Below are 18,878 nucleotides of genomic sequence, written 5' to 3' on the forward strand. Positions count from 1 at the left end.
ACTGCTTCGGTTTTTCAGGCCACACCGGCTTATGCTGGGGATAATTATTCTTCTTACCTTCCTGCATACCTTCGGGACCTTATATATTCCCACGTTAACCGCGGAAATTGTGAATCGCGGTATTATGGCAGGGAGCATGAGCCATATTGTCAGGTACGGCGTATGGATGCTGGGTGTTGCTGTTCTTGCCGGGGCCATCGCCATTCTGGGCTCATGGCTGGGCACCAAGGTGGCCTCGCAGTTCTCGGGAAGTGTACGTGAGGCGGTTTTTGGCAAAGCCCAGTCCCTTACCACCAGCGATTTTAACCGGATCGGCGTCGCCTCGATGATTACAAGGGCAACGGGTGATGTCAGCTCAGTTAGTCAAATGTCCGTGATGTTCCTGCAGATGATGCTTCCTGCTCCGCTTATGGTGATCGCGGGTTTGGTGCTTGCCTTCACCAAAAATCAAACCTTGGCGCTGATGATTGTGGGCACCATGCTGCTTTTTATGCTGTTCACCCTGTTCTTCGGCAGAAAAGTGATTCCCTTATTCAGAATGGTGCAGGTCAAAATGGACCGGATCACCCGGATTCTCCGTGAGAACATCATTGGGGTCCGCGTCATCCGCGCTTTTCACAGGGAGGCTTATGAGAAGGGGAGATTGGATGAAGCCGCCGCGGATTATGCGGGCAATTCCATCCGGATCAATAAGCTCTTCGCCGCATTCCAGCCGGCGGTCCTGCTGATTGTTAATGTATGTGTCATCTTCATCATATGGATAGGCGGAAAAAGTGGGGTTCAAATCGGCGATATGATTGCCATGGTGGAATATTGCTTTCTCATTCTCCACGCCTTAGTGATGGCGCTGTTGATGTTTATGTACATTCCCAAGGCCCAAGCCTCCGCGGACCGGATTAATGAAGTGTTAGACATGCAGCCAGAGAAAACAGAGGCGGCAGCGGATAAGCAGGAGAATCCGCTTGATGCCCACGTGGTATTTCATCAAGTGACCTTCCAGTATCCGAATGCGGAAGCTCCCGTGTTGGACCGGATCAGCTTTGAAGCCAAACGGGGAGAAGTGACGGCAATCATAGGCGGGACAGGGTCCGGAAAATCCACCATTGCCCAGCTGCTTCTCCGTTTTTTTGATATTCAGGAAGGCTCCATCCGGGTGGGTGGAGCGGATATCCGCACCATGCCGCAGAAGCAGCTGCGGGATAAAATCGGCTACGTCCCGCAAAAGGCATTTTTGTTCAGCGGAACCATTGCCGATAATATCCGGCATGGCAAAGCCGATGCCACCGATCAAGAGATTGCACATGCCGCCGCGGTGGCCCAGGCAGACGGGTTCATCAGGCAAACCCCGCAGGGATACCGCTCCTCTGTGGCCCAAGGGGGAAGCAATTTCTCAGGCGGGCAAAAGCAGCGGCTGTGTATTGCCCGGGCATTGGTGCGCCGGCCGGACATCTATGTGTTCGATGACAGCTTCTCTGCACTGGATTTCAAAACAGACGCGATGCTGCGGAAGGCTCTACAAGGTGAAACCCGCTATGCCACGGTTATCATTGTGGCCCAGCGGATCAGCACCATTCTTGATGCCGACCGGATTATTGTCCTGGACGAAGGCAGGATTGCCGGAACAGGCACCCACCGGGAGCTTATGAAAGCCTGTACGGTATACCGGCAAATTGCCCAATCCCAGCTTAGTGATGATGAGCTTGCAGAAACGGAGGGAGGAGCAGATGAGTGAACATATGAGCCAGGCTGAGCTGCAGAATGACGGCGGGTTGGACGAATATTCGGTGGAAAAAGCACGGAACCCCAAGCTGACTACCAAAAGACTGCTCCGGTATTTGTTCAAGCAAAAAGCAAAGTTTATTGTGATTCTGCTTTCGTTGATCATAAGCTGCGGTTTGATGATTGCCGCTCCGTTGGTAGTGGGGCAAGCCATCGATATCCTGTTCAAGGGTATTCAGAGCAAAACGCCTTTCTCCGCATTAGCCGGGGATATTGGCAGAATACTGACGGTTTTGGGTCTCTTGTACCTGTTCAGCTCCGTGTTCTCGTATATCGCCCAATATTTCATGGCGGGTGTCTCGCAAACCCTAACCTTGACGCTGCGGCAGGAAATCAGCCTCAAGCTGAGCCGTCTGCCCCTGCATTATTATGACTCCCATCAAAAAGGCGACATTCTCAGCCGGGCCACCAATGACCTGGAGCGGGTGGGCGACAGCCTCCAGGAAGGTTTGATGCAACTCATCAACGCTGTGATAACCATTGTGGCTGCTGTGGTGATTATGATGACCATCAGCCCTACGCTGACCCTTATCATCATTGCGGTTTTGTCCGCTTCCTTGTTTGTGACCGGGAAGCTCTCTCCCAAAATTGAAAAGCGTTATGCCGATAACCAGCAGACACTGGGCAGCCTCAACGGTGTGATTGAAGAAACCTTTACCGGTATGGCCCTGGTGAAGGCCTTTAACAGAGAAGAGGCTTCGATGGCGGCTTTCCGGGAGATAAACGGACAGCTTGTGAAGACCAACTGGAGGGCGCAATTCTCCGTTTACGCGGTTTCTCCCTTCGTTAAGATTTTGGGCAAAACCGGTTATGTTGCTGTAGCGGTCATCGGGGGTGTTTTTGCTGTCAACGGGACGTTATCTCTTGGACGGATACAAGCCTTTATCCAATATGTAGATATGTGTCTGGAGCCTGCCCACGAGGCTGCTTACGTCATGAGTATGATGCAGTCTGCGGTGGCCTCGGCAGAACGGGTATTTGCCCTGCTTGATGCTCCGGAGGAAGTGCCGGATACCGCCGGCAACAGCATGATTGTAAACCCAAAGGGCAAAGTGGAATTCCAGCATGTCAGCTTCGGTTATCAGGAAGGCTCCCTTCTGATGAAGGATATCCATCTGTCCCTGAATGCAGGAGATATGGTAGCCATCGTAGGACCCACAGGTGCAGGCAAAACCACCCTGATCAATTTGCTGATGCGCTTTTATGAGCTTCAGGGAGGACGGATTACCGTGGACGGTTATGACATCAGCCGCCTGAACAGGGGGCATCTGCGAAGGATGTTCGGGATGGTGCTGCAGGACACCTGGCTGTTCCACGGAACTGTGCTGGATAATATCGCATACGGGGATCCGAATGCCACACAGGAGGAGATCATGGAGGCGGCGAAGGCGGCCCGTGTCCATCACTTTATCCAGACCCTGCCCCTGGGCTACCGGACGATGCTGGATGAGGACGGCTCCAACCTGTCCCAGGGACAGCGCCAACTGCTGACCATTGCAAGAGCCATTCTGGCCAAGCCGGCTATTCTGATTCTGGATGAAGCAACCTCCAGTGTGGATACCCGGACAGAGGCGGAGATTCAAAAGGCGATGAAGCGGCTTATGCAAGGACGGACCAGCTTCGTGATTGCCCACCGGCTGTCCACGATCCGGGATGCGGACCGGATTCTGGTCATGAAGGACGGGACCATTATCGAGCAGGGAAGCCACCATGAGCTTATGTCCCAAAAGGGCTTCTATGAAGAGCTGTATAACAGCCAGTTTGCCGCCAAGGCTAGTGTTCAATAAGCGAAGCGGGGAGGAATTTATGATGGGATCGGAATTGTTGTCATTCATGAGGCAGTATCTGAAAAACCCAAGAACCGCAGGGGCACTGCTCCCCAGCTCCAAATATGTGGCACAGCGGATGATGGAAAAGATAGATTTTGAGAATGCCCGCTACTTGATGGAATATAGCCCCGGTACAGGGGCTTTTACCGGGTATCTGTTGAAAGCAAGAAAAAAGGAAACCGTTGTGCTGCTTTTCGAAAGCAACAGGGAATTTTGTGAGCTGCTGCAAAAGAAGTTTGGGCATGAACCTAACCTGCATATCATCCACGACTCGGCTAAGGCTATTGGCCAATATATGGAGAAGCATAATATCCCCTGGATTGATTATGCGGTGTCCAGCGTACCGCTTACCCATATATCCGTTCATGAGGCAACAAGCCTTCTGCATCAGAGCAAGAAGCATTTGATCCAAGGAGGAAGGTTTGTAAGCCTTCAATATTCCCTGACCAAACAGGGGCTGTTCCAAGCCTACTTCAAGAAGATTGAGATTACCCGGGAAATGAGAAACCTTCCTCCTGCGTATGTGATGTGCTGCAGCTGCAGCCGGTGAGGATAACCGGGAAGATAAGCTGGAATTCAGAGGAAAAGGGACGTTACCTGTCCGGCAGCTGCCGACAGCAGTACAACAACCCAAGGGGGAAGCTTCCACAGCATAAGCAGGCCGAATGCCAACAACGCCAGGCAAAAATCAAGAGGCGTGTGGACAGCGCTTGTCCATACCGGATTGTATAAAGCGGCCAGCAGGATGCCTACAACTGCCGCGTTAATGCCTTTTAATGCAGATTGAAAATGGGAGCGACTGCGGATGGTTTCCCAAAACGGCAAAGAGCCGGCGACTAATAAGAAGGACGGCAAAAACATGGCGGCAAGGGCAATAAGCCCGCCCAACCAGCCGTTCATGACTGTGCCCAGGTACGAGGAGAAGGTGAACAAGGGGCCCGGCACTGCTTGGGCTGCGCCGTAACCGGCAAGGAATTGGGAATCCGTCAGCCACCCTGTCTGCACCACTTCGGTTTGCAGCATTGGCAGCACAACATGTCCGCCTCCGAAGACCAACGAGCCAACCCGGTAGAAGCTGTCAAATACGGCCAGAAAATGCGATTGAATCCCTTGCCTGAGCAGAGGCAAACCGGCCAGCAGCCCGAAGAATAAGGTCCAGGCTACAACCCCTGTCCATTTGCTGAGGGGAATGCCCTGCCGCGGAGTCTCGGGAGTTTCCGGCTTTCCCAGAAAGAGCCTGCCGAATAATCCGGCGGCAGCGATAAGGACCAGTTGGCTATATGGGGAGGTCCATAACAAGGATAGGATGGCCGTTAGGATTGCAATGCTTCCCCGGGTCCGGTCCGGCGCAAGGGAGCGGGCCATTCCCCACACGGCCTGGGCTACTACGGCAACCGCCACAATCATCAGCCCATGCAGCCAACCGGCGCTGCTGACATTGTAGCTTTTTAACATAAAGGCAAACATCATTAACGCCAACGCAGACGGCAAGGTAAACCCGCACCAGGATGCAAGTCCGCCCCATAATCCGCCGCGCAATATCCCGATAGAAATTCCCACCTGACTGCTGGCTGGCCCCGGAAGAAACTGGCATAGGGCAACCAAATCGGCATAGCTTTTTTCATCCAGCCATTTCCTGCGTTTGACATACTCGTCTCGAAAATATCCCAAATGAGCAATGGGGCCGCCGAAGGACGTGAATCCCAGCTTGGCGGACACGCCCAGAATTTCTAAAAAGGAACCCTTTTGCCGCATCTCTGCCTCACCTCATCTCCAAGTTACAAAAACCGCTTCTATTGTATCACTGATGGGAGGGTGCCAATGTTGAGATTTTATTAAAAGTACAGCAAAAAGAGGAACCGGCTTAATCGGCTCCTCTTTTTATTCAAATGCAGAAACTGGCTTCAGCTTCTCTCCGCACCCGGCTCCGCAGTGGACATCCGCTCCACCAGATGGGTATCCACCAGGATCTTGGCTGTCACCGCGGAATCGGACTGGATAATATCCATGATCATGTCCACGGATAATTGGGCCATCCGTTCCTTCTCTACGTGGATGGTGGTGAGCTCGGGGGTAATAATCCGCGCTTCGGAGATGTTATCAAAGCCGACCACAGATATATCCGCCGGAACCCGATAGCCCAGCTCCGTCAGGGATTTGATGGCGCTGATGGCAATGTAGTCGCATTCGCAGAAGAAGGCGGTGGGCATGGCATGTCCCTTCTCCAGATAAGCGGACAGCTGTTTCTTCAGGGACTCCTGGGAGGACAGAATGGTGGGCGCCACGGAAAAGGCATTCTCCGCCGCCAGCTCCACGCCGTTCTCCTGTAAAGCCTGCATAAAGCCGGCCCGGCGGTCGTCGAAGTTGCGGATCCGGATATCCGAGGCAATATAGCCGATGTGGCGGTGACCGAGACCGCACAGGTGGGAGCCGGCCTGATACCCGCCCAGAATATTATTGATATGGACAAAGGGGATGGGCAGCGTTTCGAAGCAGGTGTCCAGCACCACCAACGGCCCTTTCCATTGGGCGGCTACCTGCTCCAGCAAAGCCTTATCCAGGTTGGTTCCCAGGAGAATGATACCCTCGCTGCGCTTCTCACCGGAGATGGCACGGAGGTTTTCCTGGACACTCCCCATGTCTGCGGAGGTGTACAGAAGGGAATAGCCATGGGAGCGGCACCGCTCCTCGATATAATGGAGCAGCTCCCGGAAGAAGGGCTGCTGGTAGTATTCCTCCAACACAATGCCCGAATTGGCAAATACAAGGAAGGTAATCGAGCCGGCCTGCTGCTCCCGCAGGGAGGCTCTAGCTTTGGGCTGGTAGCCGTTTTCCCTGGCGATTTGAAGGATGCGTTCGCGGGTTTCGGGACCGATGCCCGGTTTGCCGCTGAAGGCCAGGGAAACGGCCGCTTTGGAAACTCCCGCCAGCCTGGCGATGTCATCCATTTTCATGTTGAAGCCTCCTGCAATGAGTTTAGTAAGTTTAGTTTACAATGGGAGGAGTTTATTTGCAAACATTTAGTTTCATTCATGCGGGATTATGTTTTGTTTAGTAAAAAGGGTCTATATAATCATATTTGCAGAAGCAATTTATGGAGAAATGACACCATGAACAGGCCTTCTATAAAGAACTTTTGACCTCCCTTACTGCCGAATTATGTTATGATGGAGGGAAAAGAATAGAATCGATTAGGGGGCTTTTATTGGAATGAAAGGGTCACAAAGCGGTTTGATCGCGCGTATTTTTCATAAGCTGCCATTGAATGATCACCGCAAATTCGCTGTATTTTGTTTCGCAATAGCCGCTTTGCCGGTTATTATCCTCGGCATCTTCTCTTATATGAAATCCTCCAGCATTGTACTCGACAATGTAAGCAAAGAGAAAATCCTGAACATGAGGCAGCTGCAAGCCAATATGGAGCAATTGCTTGTAACTGTAGAGCGGTCTTCCACCCATTTTCTCCGGTCAAGCACTGTGCGCACCGCATATTATGAACCGTTGTCTCCGGGCCAGTTCGATATGTTCAATACCATCAAGGAAGAGTTGAATCATCTGCAGACCCTTGACAGCGGCATTTCGGATATTGCCTTATACAGCAAGGATGGTAATTGGATCATTAATAATAAAGGACTGAACCGGGTGAATGAATGGCCTGGAGCAGCACCTTATCTCGAACTTGCGAATAAAGCGCTCACAAGTGAATGGATGGTGCTGCCCGCATCTCCCGGCTCCACGGACGCAGGCTGCGAATCCACCGTTCAATTCATACACAGGCTTCCGGTAGGCGCTTATGAGCAGACAGGGCTTTATGTGGTGACCATTCCTTCCTGCAATCTGGAGAAATTATTTGCCTTGAACCAACAGAAGGAATTTGTTGCTGTTCTGGACCAAAGCGGACAGGTGATTGCCTCCGACGGGAATCTGGCAGAGGGGTTGATCAGCCAGTTCCGTCCGGCCATCACCAAGGAAAAGAGCCCCGATGCTTCAGGACAGAAGAAGGTTAAACTGGACGGCAGGGAGTACAGCATATCCTACAACCGATCGGACTATAACGGCTGGGTTTATGTTTCGGTGATTACGCTGACACAATTGACCTGGCAGTCCAAGGAGATCGGATGGTTTACCTTCTATATATGCCTGAGCCTGCTAACTTTGTTTCTCTTCATATCCTGGAACGGCACTAAGAGATTATATCTTCCCATTTTGAATCTGTATCAGCTGGTCAGCAAACATTCCAACGACCCTGAAAACAAACGGGGGGGTGAGCTTCGATATATCGGGGAGCAGTTAAATCGTCTGATCTACACCAAATCGGAGCTCGAAAGTAAGCTCCACAATCATCTGGAGCAGTCCCGGACCTTGTTTATGGTGCGGCTGTTCCAGGGGTACCTGAAGCGGGAGGAAATCAACCGGCATCTGGAAACCTTCGGGCTCCGGCATATGCCTGCCCATGGACCCTTTGCAGTGATTGCCCTGCAGATCAAGGACCTGGATCATACCCGCTTTGAAGAAAAGGACAGGGACCTTCTGATGTTCGCAGTCAATAATATTGTCGGCGAGCTGATCCCTCCGGAAAAACGGCTGTATCCCATATTACTGGGGCAGGCACAGGTGACAATGGTTTTGGTGGAGAGTATGGAGACGGAGCGTTTTACAGTGGAAATAAACGGCATTGTCCAAAGCATTGCTGCAGCGGCCGAGGAATATTTGGACCTTTCTGTGCGGATTGGCATCAGCAGCCCGTTTGAGGAATGGAGCATGGCGCCCCGGGCATTCGAGGAAGGGATGGAGGCTCTGCATCACGGAATCCGGAATCAGGGGGAGGCCGTTCTTTATTTCAGGGATTTGGGTGAGGATCACGGGCTTCATAATGCCTTTCCCCATGAAATCGAAACCCGGCTCTTCGATGCCATTAAACAAGGGGACAATGCGGCAGCCCGCCAGGGTTTGGAGGAAATCGTCGGTTATGCCTTCGCTCCGCCTGTAAGCTACAGCGCCAGTCAGGGCTTTTCCCAGCCCTTCATTCTGATCCGGCTGCTCATCGACCTCTTGGGTCTTATGCAGAGCTTCGGCATCAAGACTGACCGGTACGAGGGTTTGGAGCAGTCCTTATTCGATCAGCTGTTCAAGCTAAAAACGATGAATGAAGCTACGGTTTGGTTCGATGCCGCCATGGTTCAGCCGCTGGTTAGCCATATCCGGGACCGGACGGAATCCCGCCACCAGCAGCTCACGCAATTTATGCTCCAGATGGTGCAGGAGCAGTTTGAGACGGAGCTTACCATTGATTCCTGTGCGAAGGAGCTTCATTATAATGCCAACTATCTGAATACTATTTTCCGCAGGGAAATGAATATGCCCTTCGGGGCCTATCTGGCCCAATACAGGCACCAGATGGCCGTCAAGTGGCTGGCGGAGACCGATATGTCCGTCAAGGAAATCTCCGAGCGGCTGCACTACAACAATTCGCAGAACTTCATCCGTTCCTTCCGCAAGACGGAAGGTATCACACCGGGTGAATACAGGAAGCTGCGTAAGGAGCAGGCATAACAGGTACTCCAAAAAGGGCTGTCCAGAAAGTCAGTGAAAACTGGCTTTCTGGATGCCTGTTTTAGCGAAAAGCCGGAGAAATCCGTGAGCTATGCCCGGCGTTAAATTGGAGGTAGCAAGCCTCCGCCTCGCCACTTTTTTATGTATAAGCAGGCATGCAAAAAAAGTTGGACGGAAAACATTATGTTTTCTCGCCCAACTTTTTATTTTGGGGCTTATTGGACAGTCCCTTGTGTTTTACTTGTTTCCTTTATATTGCGAGTTTAATTCCTCAATAATTTTGTCTCCGCCGCCTTTACGCCATTTTTCGACTTCCTTATTGAAGCCGTTGGCGTCAATCGTACCCAGAATGAACTTATAGGTGGCATCGGTGATAATCTTCTGCAGCTCCGTTCCCTTCTCCGCCTGAGTAGTAGAAATCAGGTTGGCTGCCGGGTTCATAACGGCAATGCTCTTATTATCTGCAATGGCATCCAACTGCTTCTGTGCCAAGGGCAATTGTTTCACCTTATATACGTTGAAGTTGGCAAAGTGGAGAACATTGGACCATGGGCTAATCTCATTGGTACGCAGATCGGCTGCCTCCGGGAGGAATTCGATGGTCTTATCATCCAACATTTTGTAGTGGACACCCTCAACGCCGTTAAACAGCTTGTACACATCCGGCTCCAACAGCTTGTTGAAGAAGGCGAGGATTTGTCTGAGCTCCGCTTCCGTCTTTACACTGGTTTTGGGGAACAGATACAATGTAGCTACCCCGGTACCGCCGTAATTGAATGTCCCTCTGGGGCCTTGAATCCGATTGAAGACATCCAGTTCCGCGTTAGGATTGACCTTTTTGATATTGTCCGGCTTGGCGAAGATATTGCCGATCATCATGCCGCCCTTGCCATTTAAGAACTTCTCATCCTGTTGAGCCGGTGTGGTAACGGTGAAATCCTGGTTAATCAGCTTTTCATCATAAAGCCGCTTCATGTATTTCATAGCATCCATATAACCAGGGAAGGTAAAGTCTGGCATCAGCTTTCCTGAATCGTCAACTCCCCATTCGTTGGGGGTCCCGTACCAGGTGGCGATATTCTTGAACGCGCCATACGGAAGCTCGTTGCGGTCAACGTTGCCGTAGGTGTCCTGCACCCCGTTACCGTCAGGATCATTATACGTAAATGCCTTCATCACTTCATACAGCTCATCCAGATTGGTCGGTACCTTCAGCCCCAGCTTATCCAGCCAGTCCTTCCGGTATTGCACCCCGGTACGGGACAGATCGATTTCATAGAACAGACTGTAGAGCTTGCCAAAATATTTGGTTCCCTCCAGGACTTTAGGGTCCTGGTATTTGACCAGATTGGGATAATCCTTGATCAAGTCACCGATCTCCCAGAACATGCCGGAACGGATGGCATTCACCACGGCCGTATTTTTCATCTCTACACTGTGGACCTGAATGACCTTCGGCATTGTATTGGCCGCAATGGCTGTGGTCATTTTGTCCGTATATACAGATCCGGGTACCCAAGTAAAATTAAGCTTGGTATTAGTGGCTTCCTCCAGCATCTTTTGTAAAGGACCAGACGGCGGATTGGCCCCATACATGGTAGCCAACATTGTAATTTCTAAAGGTTCATTAGAAGCGGGTTTAGCGCTATTCTCCGCTGCCTTATCGGAACTGCCGCAGCCCGCCAGCGTTCCTGCCGCCAATGCGGCTGTAATCGCAGTAATCGTTGTTGTTTTTCTCCAATTTGCCATGCCTGCTTCCCCCTAATCAGATATAGACTGCTCATATGAATCCCTTAGCCCTTAATAGATCCGAGAAGCGCCCCTTTGGCAAAGTGCTTCTGCAGGAACGGATATACCAACAGCACCGGCACGGTCGCGACAACGATAACCGCCATCTTGATGGTTTGCTCCGGAGGCGGAACATAATCCGGACTCATCGCCTCCGTATTGGTGGAGAGTCCTGCCGCCATGATGACAATTTGGCGCAGTAGAACTTGAATCGGCCACTTGTCGTAATCATCGATGAACAGGACCGCCTGCATGAAGGTGTTCCAATAGCCTACGGCATAGAACAACCCAACAGAAGCAAGAACAGCCTTGGAGAGTGGCAGAACAATACGGAACAGAATGCCAATATCATTGCAGCCATCGATCTTCGCTGACTCCTCCAGTCCATCGGGCAAGCCCATAAAGAAGTTCCGCATAATAATCAAATTGAAGGCGCTCACGGCGCTTGGAATGATCAGCGCTCCATAGCTATTGATCAGCCCCAGCTGCTTGACAATCATGAAGGAGGGGATCATACCCCCGTTGAACAGGATGGTGAATACCACCAGGAACATTAATACTCTGCGGCCGCCCAAATCCCTGCGGGCCAGACCATAAGCCATGCATGAGGTGAAAACCATGCTCACCATTGTTCCTACCAATGTAATCCCTACTGTGACGATCAGGCTGCGGGATACGGTACTGGTGCTAAAAATGAATTTATACGCCTCAAGGCTAAACTTGGTTGGGAACAGCATAAAGGTACTCTTCAGATATTCCTCGGGCGTGGCAAAGGATACGGCAACGACGTTAACAAAGGGCAGGATGGTTATCAGTGCTATTAATCCCAGCAAAAACAGATTGACAGCCTCAAACAGCCGTCCGGATAAGCTGCGGTGCTCCAACTTCACTTCCTCCTCTCATCAGTAAATTCCTTCTTCGCCGAACAGCTTGGCGATGCGGTTGGCAATCAGCACCATAATCAAACCGACAACGGATTTGAACATCCCGATGGCTGTACTGTAACTGAACTGCCCCTGCTTGATGCCTGTGGTGTACACATATGTATCGAAGATCTCGGCAACTTCCCGGTTCATAGAATTCAGCATGAGGAAGATATGGTCGAAGCCCAACTCCAATACAGAGCCTACCTTAAGGATCAGCAGCATAACGATTACACCGCGAATTCCAGGAAGCGTGATATGCCACAGCTGGCGGAGGCGCCCTGCTCCATCCATTCTTGCCGCTTCGTACAATTGTGTATCAATGCCTGCCATTGCGGCCAGGTACAGAATGGTTCCCCAGCCTGCCTCTTTCCATATAATCTGGATAATATAGATAGGCCTGAACCAAGATTCACTAGCGAGGAAGTTGGTCGATTGTCCGCCTAACGCTTCGATCAATTTATTGATCATACCGCCTTCAGGGGTTAACAGAATAAAGGTCAATGATACCACAATCACCCAGGACAAAAAATAGGGCACGTATACCATCGTTTGCACCGTCCGCTTAAAAAAGGGCTGGCGGACTTCATTAAGCATTAAAGCCAGAATGATGGGGACAGGAAATACAAAAACCAAATTGAGCCCAAACAGAATCAAGGTGTTTTTAAACAGCATCCAGAAGGTCGGTTCTGTAAAAAAACGCTCAAAATGCTTGAATCCCACCCATTCACTGCCCGATATGCCCAAGAAGGGCAAATAATCCTGGAATGAGATGATCAAGCCCCAAATCGGGACATACTTAAACAGAAAAAAGTAAATCAGCCCTGGTGAAATTAGCAGGTACAGATACCGGTTGCGGATGGCGTTTTTTAGCCATCTGGGTAAGGTTTTTTTCTTTATAGAGACGCCACTTCCGGTTGGTATGGTGACTTTGCCTACCGACAAGCCAGTCCCTCCTCTCCTATTGCCTTCATTGCTGCAGGATGCGCATCCCCCTTGCATGATCTACGATATCGCGCTTACTGTCGAAAATCTACAATCACTTTGACAACTTCTGCTTTGTAGGCGCGGAGTGTGGGCAAACCCGCGCCAAACAAGGGATTAAGCCCGTTATAATCATGCCTCTAGATCCTCTTTCTTGCCCAATGACACCCCAAAAAGCGGCTCTCAGGGTTGATTTTATGATTTAAAGGCGGTATCTTCTCCAAGACGGCATGGCAGACTTTTAAAGGAGAATCAATGTATGACCGCTAAGAAATTCAATTTTTCCGCTGTGCCCAAACAGGGGTTTGTCCAGGTGACCGGCGAAGATGGCAGGAGTCTTCCGTTATATGATTCTACGGCCGGATATGGCTTTATTACCGAAACCAGCTCCATGCCTCCCAGAGAGGTCCACCTTCCGCAAATTGCTGCGGACGGTACAGGTGTAACGGTCCGTGAAGCGGAGTTTATGGTGGAGACAGGTTTTGAAGCGGACCATTATAACAGGTACGGCTTCGCTTTCCGGATTGCCGCTGAGCCTGGGGCTTATGGGATCCGTGTCCGGACAACCTGCCCTGCGGAAGAGGTTACTATTGCTGTGTCCGCCATGAATACCGAACGGCTGCTGACCTTACGGGGTGCGGCATGGGATGCGGCCCAGCTGGTCAAGGTCGGTATGGTCCCCGTTGTTCATAAGAGGGAATGGATATTCAGCTATGTGAACGGACGGGAGTTCATTGACATCGAACTGGAGCCCAAACATTTGAAAGTTCCCGTTGGCCTGGAATCCATTGAACTTATTCCGCTGCTGATAAACCGGAGACCCATAGGAGAATTGCCGGTGATATATTTGCTGGGAGACTCCACGGTGAAGACTTATACCTTCGATGAAGCTCCAATGAGCGGCTGGGGGCAGGTTGTGCACCGTATGTTCGACCCGGATAAGGTGAAGGTCATCAACTATTCCATGGGCGGCCGTTCCTTCAAGAATTCCTATTGGGAAGGGCGCTTCAATGATATTCTGATGACCGGCTGCGCGGGGGACTATCTCTTCATCCAGTTCGGCCACAATGACGAAAGCCTGGATGAGTACCGCCGTTTCGGAAGGGGCTCCACAGAGGAATCGTATGAGCGGTATATCAGAGAAATATATCTGCCTGCCATCAGAGCGAGAGGCATACATCCGGTCTTTGTGACGGCTATGTCCAGAGCACCGGGCGATGCAGCGGAAGGGCATGTATATACCTGCTCCTTCGTCAACCGCAAATTTCCTGATATTATACGTCGTATGGGCAAGGAGCTGAATGTGCCGGTCCTGGATCTGAACGAAGCCAGCATCCGCTATTATAATCAGATTGGCGTGGAGGCGGTTACCGCTATTGTCATGTCCATTGAAGCAGGCGAAACTCCCGGTAAAACCAATGACGGCACCTATGCCAACGGACATCCTGCCAACAAGGTGGACGGCACCCACTATAAGGAGGCGCTGTCCAAGCAGTTTGCCCGCCTGGTGGTGACCGAGCTGTATAAGGGTGCAGCGTCCGGCGATACCCGCATCGGTGAACCCGCAGCCTGGCTGACAGAAGAGGTCCTAAGCGCGGTCACCTCAGAGGACTGGTCCAACATATTCCCGGAAATGGCCGTGGACACCACAACCGGCAGAGGCGCATATTACCGCAACCAAATCGAAAAGCTGCTCCAGCTTGGCATACTGGACAAGGACAGCAACGGCTGCTTCCATCCGGAGGCGCCTATTACGGTTTCCGCCTTTTCCGAAGCTCTGGCAAAAGCCCTTGATCTGAGTCCGCAGCTGCTTCCCGCATACCCGGAGGTCCTTCTGACAAGAGAGGTCATGGGGGTGCTGCTGGATGATGCTTATCATGCAAAATTCAAAGAAGCCCCGAAATTCATGACCGACTATAACGGCAAGACGCTGCTGCCCGGAGATCCGGGCTATGATCCCAATTTGGACACCGGGGTGCAGGGGTTGACCTATTATCCGCTGGTTCCGTATGAAAACCTGCTGGACACCCATCTGCTCAGTCCGGAGTACGCCGCCAAAATCAAAGATGCTTATGAGCTGGGGTTGTTCCGTTCGGAAAAAGGGATTGCCAGGGGTAAACTGGCGAACGGTCTGGAGCTGGAGCCCTTGCAGCTTGTTACCCGGGAGAAGGCCGCCAAGGCCCTCTATTTTATGTGGGTGCTGCAGCAGCCGGTGAAGGGCGAAAATCATGTTTTACCAAATAAACAAATATAATTAAGTTTATAAAAAATAGACAAGTAAACATCCAAAATCTTGCGCATATTTGCTCTATAATGATTCATATAAGCAGATTGGATGAAATTCTTGTGCGGTAAAGAAAAGAAAGGAGCATTCATGGCAATGACGATGCAAATCAATGTGGACGCCCGGGGTCGCGGGGATTACGCCACCGTTCAAGAAGCGGTGCTGGCAGTTCCCGACTATTCCGCAGAGCCGGTTACCATATTCATCCGTAAAGGTGTGTACGAGGAGAAGCTGGCGGTGCCCAAGGAAAAGACCAATATCCGCTTTTTGGGTGAGGATGCCTATGAAACGATTCTCACCTTTTCGGACAATGCTTATACCCCGGACGGGGAAGGCAAACCCATGGGTACCTTCCGGAGCGGCAGTGTGATCGTATCGGCAGATGATTTCACCGCCGAAAATCTGACCATCCGCAACTCCTCTGGACCGGGCACCGGCCAGGCTGTTGCCGCTTTTATTAACGGTGACCGTGCCGTTTTCCGCCATGTGCGGTTTTTGGGGGACCAGGATACGCTATATACCGGCCCGGGACGCCACTATTATGCGGACTGTTATCTGGAGGGGGATGTGGACTTTATTTTCGGTCCTGCCACAGCAGTATTCGAACGCTGCCGGATCCATTGCAAACGGGATGGCGGTTATTTGACCGCCGCCTCCACTCCCCAGGATGCGGCTTACGGTTATGTGTTTCTGGATTGTACCGTGACCTCCTCTCCCGCAGCCGAGAATGTCTATCTGGGCAGGCCCTGGCGGGACTATGCGGCTGTTGCCTTTATCCGCACCTGGATGGACGCTTCTATTGCTCCGGCAGGCTGGCATAATTGGAGCCTTCCCAACCGGGAGCAGACCACCCGCTACAGAGAGGCCGGCACCCGCGGCCCCGGTGCGCTTCTGGCCGATCGTGTGGATTGGGCCAAGACTCTCAGCCCGGAGGATGCCGCCGGTTATGATATTCCCACCATCCTCCAGGGGGCGGACGGCTGGAATCCGTTGACTGCGGGGCAGGACCAGCCCAAGCTGTCCGCGCGGATGGCCGATCAATGGATCAAGGATTGGGACTCCATCGGAGAGCATCCCCGCACCAGCAACAAATGGAATTACGAAATCGGACTGTTCCTTAAGGCTGTTTCTGTGCTGGAAGGCCTCACCGGACAGGACCGTTATTTCCGTTATGTGCTACACAATATGAACCAGTTTGTGGGAGATGAAGGCTTCATTCGTACCTACAAATTGGAGGACTATAATCTGGATCAGATTAATCAGGGGAAGCTGCTGCTGTATTTGTGGAAAAAAACCGGGGAAAACCGCTACAAGCAGGCAGCGGATGTGCTGGTCAAACAATTGGAGAGCCATCCCCGGACCGCAGAGGGCGGCTTCTGGCATAAGAAAATCTATCCCCATCAGATGTGGCTGGACGGCTTATACATGGCCATGCCTTTCCTGACGGAATATGCCCGCATCTTCGACAGGCCGGAGCTGCTGGATGAAGCGCCACAGCAGCTTCTGCTGATCGACCGGCATAACCGCGACCCGCATACGGGCTTGTACTACCACGGCTGGGATGAAAGCCGCAGCCAAGAGTGGGCGGACAAGGAGACAGGCTGCTCGCCCCACTTCTGGACCAGGGCCATCGGCTGGTATGCCATGGCGATTGTGGATACACTGGAGCACCTGCCCCGCCAGCATCCGGGCTACGCCCCTGTTGCCGCTGTTCTGAACCGCTTGGCTGAAGCAGTGGTGAAGGTGCAGGACCAGGAGTCCGGACTGTGGTACCAGGTAACGGATCAGGCGGGCCGTGAGGACAATTATTTGGAATCCTCCGGCTCGTCCATGCTGGTGTATGCCTTGGCGAAGGGAGTGAAGGCGGGGAACCTGACTCCCCACTATCTGGAGGCAGCTCGCCGGGGCTACCACGGCTTGGCCAACCGGATGCTCCGCAAGGATGGACAGGGGAAGCATCATTTGACATCAGTCTGTCTGGTGGCTGGACTTGGCGGCAATCCATACCGTTCCGGCTCTTACGATTATTATGTTCATGAGAAGGTGGGCGAGGATGATCTGAAGGGCATCGGCGCCTTCCTAATAGCGATGGCTCTGGTGGAAGCGGCAGGAGCGTGACGCTGATGCATAGGAAGGAGAGGGCAGCATGATTGCAGCACCTGAGCTTAAACGTGCGCTGCCTGAGGCGGTTGGTATAAACCCCAAGGGCATTGAAAGATTTATGGAACTGGTATATGAAAGACAAATCGCGCTGCACAGCTTTATGCTCCTGCGGCACGGCAAGGTGGCGGCGGAGGCCTATTATGCGCCGTTCCGCAGAGGAGAGCTCCATCACATTTTTTCTATTAGCAAAAGTGTCACCTCCGCTGCTGTGGGCATCGCCATCGGTGAAGGAAGATTCGGGCTTCAGGATAAAGCAGCGGATCTGCTCCGTAGGCATGTCACCGGAGAAGTCCACCCGTATACGGCGCAAATGACAGTGGAGCATCTGCTGAAGATGGCGACGGTCTACAGAAGGGCTCCATATTCTGAGGCAGAGGGCTGGATCAACCTTTATCTGACCTCCCCTCCACAGCATCCGCCGGGCTTCTCCTTCGCGTACGATACGGCGGGAACCAATATGCTGTGTGCCATCGTGCAGGAGACAACCGGCCAAACCGTACATGAATACCTCCAGCCCCGGTTGTTCGACGCCATTGGCATGGGTCCCCTCGAGTGGAAATCCTGTGCCGGAAACATCAACAATGGAGGAAGCGGCATCCGCTGCACCACCGATGGGTTGGCCCGCTTAGGCCAGCTTTATCTGCAGGGCGGCATATGGGACGGCAAACGGGTGCTTCCGGAGGGATGGGTGGACCGGAGTACAGCCCGCCAGGTGGATAATTCCGGAGCCAAAACCATGCTGGACGGCAAGCCCGGTTACGGCTACCAATTCTGGCGTTTGCGCAACAATGCGTATTGCGCCTTTGGGTTGGGCGGGCAATTTGTGGTGGTGATGCCAGACTGTGATGCGGTTTTTGTCTCCACAGCCAATACCCAATTTGTCCGGGACGGCCAACAGCAGATTCTGGATTGTCTCTGGGAGGCTCTATATCCGGCAATGAAGGAGATGGCGTCTGACGGTGCCGGTTCGGCTAACGGAGTAAGCTTGGCGGGAGCATCTGGCTCTGCCGCGGACGGAGAATTGGCCAAGCGGCTGGCATCGCTGCAGCTTTCATTGCCGCCGGGACAAGCCCATTCCGAGCCTGCAGCTCAAGTGAACCGCCGTACCTACCGGCTGCACGACAACCGTTACGGGTTCACCGCCTGCACATTCGATTTCGCGGGACAGGCCTCCACCCTGAGCTTTACCCGTGCCCCGGGCGCCGAAGAGGTGATTCTGGGTTTCGGCATCCACCACTGGGTGACCGGAACGGACCGGGTGTTCAGCGGCACGGAGTCCTGCTGCAGCGCAGCCACCTGGGTAGACGGACAAACCTGCATTATTCATATGCATCTATTGGACACCGTCCAGATGGTCATGCTGATTTGCCATTTTGAAGCCGATACGATGATGATTCAAATTGTAATGCCGGGTATTTATTTCAACGAAGAAATGGAATGCGATTTAATCGGAGCGGCGTCCGAGTAGGGCACCGACTTGATTGATCACTATGATGAACAGAGCCGTTTTGCTGATCCAGCAGAGCGGCTCTTATTTTATAATTCAGTTTAGTTTAGTTAAAAAAGTACATATTG

General features: G+C 52.2%; 12 protein-coding genes. 7 read left to right on the forward strand and 5 right to left on the reverse strand.

The window, feature by feature from the left end; translation table 11 throughout:
* Positions 1-31 precede the first annotated feature (31 nt).
* From ACI1P1_RS21740 to ACI1P1_RS21750, 3 genes are read left to right on the forward strand one after another with little or no spacing between them, the layout of a single operon-like run.
* Positions 32-1,732, forward strand: a complete 1,701-nt coding sequence (locus tag ACI1P1_RS21740) for an ABC transporter ATP-binding protein (RefSeq protein WP_416218544.1) — start codon at positions 32-34, stop codon at positions 1,730-1,732.
* Complete coding sequence (locus ACI1P1_RS21745; RefSeq protein WP_416218545.1) at positions 1,725-3,566, forward strand: ABC transporter ATP-binding protein; 1,842 nt, start codon at positions 1,725-1,727, stop codon at positions 3,564-3,566. Before ACI1P1_RS21740 ends, ACI1P1_RS21745 begins: the two co-directional genes overlap by 8 nt.
* Positions 3,567-3,585: 19 nt before the next feature.
* Positions 3,586-4,158: a class I SAM-dependent methyltransferase gene (locus ACI1P1_RS21750; RefSeq protein WP_416218546.1), complete on the forward strand. Its 573-nt coding sequence runs from the start codon at positions 3,586-3,588 to the stop codon at positions 4,156-4,158.
* Positions 4,159-4,184: 26 nt separating this feature from the next.
* Here the strand turns inward: ACI1P1_RS21750 and ACI1P1_RS21755 are convergent, their stop codons facing one another.
* Entirely contained in the window at positions 4,185-5,363 is a 1,179-nt protein-coding gene (locus ACI1P1_RS21755) for a chromate transporter (RefSeq protein ID WP_416218547.1), read from the reverse strand.
* Positions 5,364-5,512: 149 nt separating this feature from the next.
* Entirely contained in the window at positions 5,513-6,562 is a 1,050-nt protein-coding gene (locus tag ACI1P1_RS21760; RefSeq protein WP_416218548.1) for a LacI family DNA-binding transcriptional regulator, read from the reverse strand.
* A gap of 256 nt (positions 6,563-6,818) precedes the next feature.
* Here ACI1P1_RS21760 and ACI1P1_RS21765 point away from each other — a divergent pair, with 256 nt between their 5' ends.
* Positions 6,819-9,161: a helix-turn-helix domain-containing protein gene (locus tag ACI1P1_RS21765; RefSeq protein ID WP_416218549.1), complete on the forward strand. Its 2,343-nt coding sequence runs from the start codon at positions 6,819-6,821 to the stop codon at positions 9,159-9,161.
* Between the two features lie 237 nt (positions 9,162-9,398).
* Here the strand turns inward: ACI1P1_RS21765 and ACI1P1_RS21770 are convergent, their stop codons facing one another.
* The 3 genes from ACI1P1_RS21770 to ACI1P1_RS21780 are packed head-to-tail and all read right to left on the reverse strand — an operon-like array spanning position 9,399 to position 12,772.
* Positions 9,399-10,910: an extracellular solute-binding protein gene (locus tag ACI1P1_RS21770; RefSeq protein ID WP_416218550.1), complete on the reverse strand. Its 1,512-nt coding sequence runs from the start codon at positions 10,908-10,910 to the stop codon at positions 9,399-9,401.
* 44 nt (positions 10,911-10,954) lie between these two features.
* The gene (locus ACI1P1_RS21775) at positions 10,955-11,833 is read right to left on the reverse strand and encodes a carbohydrate ABC transporter permease (protein WP_416218551.1); all 879 of its coding nucleotides are present in this window, start codon (positions 11,831-11,833) and stop codon (positions 10,955-10,957) included.
* Positions 11,834-11,851: 18 nt separating this feature from the next.
* Entirely contained in the window at positions 11,852-12,772 is a 921-nt protein-coding gene (locus ACI1P1_RS21780; RefSeq protein WP_416218596.1) for an ABC transporter permease, read from the reverse strand.
* A gap of 343 nt (positions 12,773-13,115) precedes the next feature.
* Between ACI1P1_RS21780 and ACI1P1_RS21785 the strand changes: the two genes are divergently transcribed.
* From ACI1P1_RS21785 to ACI1P1_RS21795, 3 genes are all read left to right on the forward strand, one after another.
* Positions 13,116-15,110 carry a GDSL-type esterase/lipase family protein gene (locus ACI1P1_RS21785; protein WP_416218552.1) on the forward strand — a complete coding sequence of 665 codons (1,995 nt, stop codon included), beginning with the start codon at positions 13,116-13,118 and terminating at the stop codon, positions 15,108-15,110.
* A gap of 126 nt (positions 15,111-15,236) precedes the next feature.
* Positions 15,237-17,258: a pectinesterase family protein gene (locus ACI1P1_RS21790; protein WP_416218553.1), complete on the forward strand. Its 2,022-nt coding sequence runs from the start codon at positions 15,237-15,239 to the stop codon at positions 17,256-17,258.
* Positions 17,259-17,286: 28 nt separating this feature from the next.
* Positions 17,287-18,771: a serine hydrolase domain-containing protein gene (locus ACI1P1_RS21795; RefSeq protein WP_416218554.1), complete on the forward strand. Its 1,485-nt coding sequence runs from the start codon at positions 17,287-17,289 to the stop codon at positions 18,769-18,771.
* The last annotated feature ends 107 nt before the right edge of the window (positions 18,772-18,878 follow it).

It is taken from the genome of Paenibacillus mesotrionivorans, from assembly GCF_046098205.1.
GTDB classification, from domain to species: domain Bacteria; phylum Bacillota; class Bacilli; order Paenibacillales; family NBRC-103111; genus Paenibacillus_AR; species Paenibacillus_AR mesotrionivorans.

What these genes read in the sequence shown, in the direction of transcription:
- ACI1P1_RS21740 (WP_416218544.1), top strand. Translation starts at nt 32, where the DNA reads ATGCTGGGGATAATTATTCTTCTTACCTTCCTGCATACCTTCGGGACC.
- ACI1P1_RS21745 (WP_416218545.1), top strand. Translation starts at nt 1,725, where the DNA reads ATGAGTGAACATATGAGCCAGGCTGAGCTGCAGAATGACGGCGGGTTG.
- ACI1P1_RS21750 (WP_416218546.1), top strand. Translation starts at nt 3,586, where the DNA reads ATGATGGGATCGGAATTGTTGTCATTCATGAGGCAGTATCTGAAAAAC.
- ACI1P1_RS21755 (WP_416218547.1), bottom strand. Translation starts at nt 5,363, where the DNA reads ATGCGGCAAAAGGGTTCCTTTTTAGAAATTCTGGGCGTGTCCGCCAAG.
- ACI1P1_RS21760 (WP_416218548.1), bottom strand. Translation starts at nt 6,562, where the DNA reads ATGAAAATGGATGACATCGCCAGGCTGGCGGGAGTTTCCAAAGCGGCC.
- ACI1P1_RS21765 (WP_416218549.1), top strand. Translation starts at nt 6,819, where the DNA reads ATGAAAGGGTCACAAAGCGGTTTGATCGCGCGTATTTTTCATAAGCTG.
- ACI1P1_RS21770 (WP_416218550.1), bottom strand. Translation starts at nt 10,910, where the DNA reads ATGGCAAATTGGAGAAAAACAACAACGATTACTGCGATTACAGCCGCA.
- ACI1P1_RS21785 (WP_416218552.1), top strand. Translation starts at nt 13,116, where the DNA reads ATGACCGCTAAGAAATTCAATTTTTCCGCTGTGCCCAAACAGGGGTTT.
- ACI1P1_RS21790 (WP_416218553.1), top strand. Translation starts at nt 15,237, where the DNA reads ATGACGATGCAAATCAATGTGGACGCCCGGGGTCGCGGGGATTACGCC.
- ACI1P1_RS21795 (WP_416218554.1), top strand. Translation starts at nt 17,287, where the DNA reads ATGATTGCAGCACCTGAGCTTAAACGTGCGCTGCCTGAGGCGGTTGGT.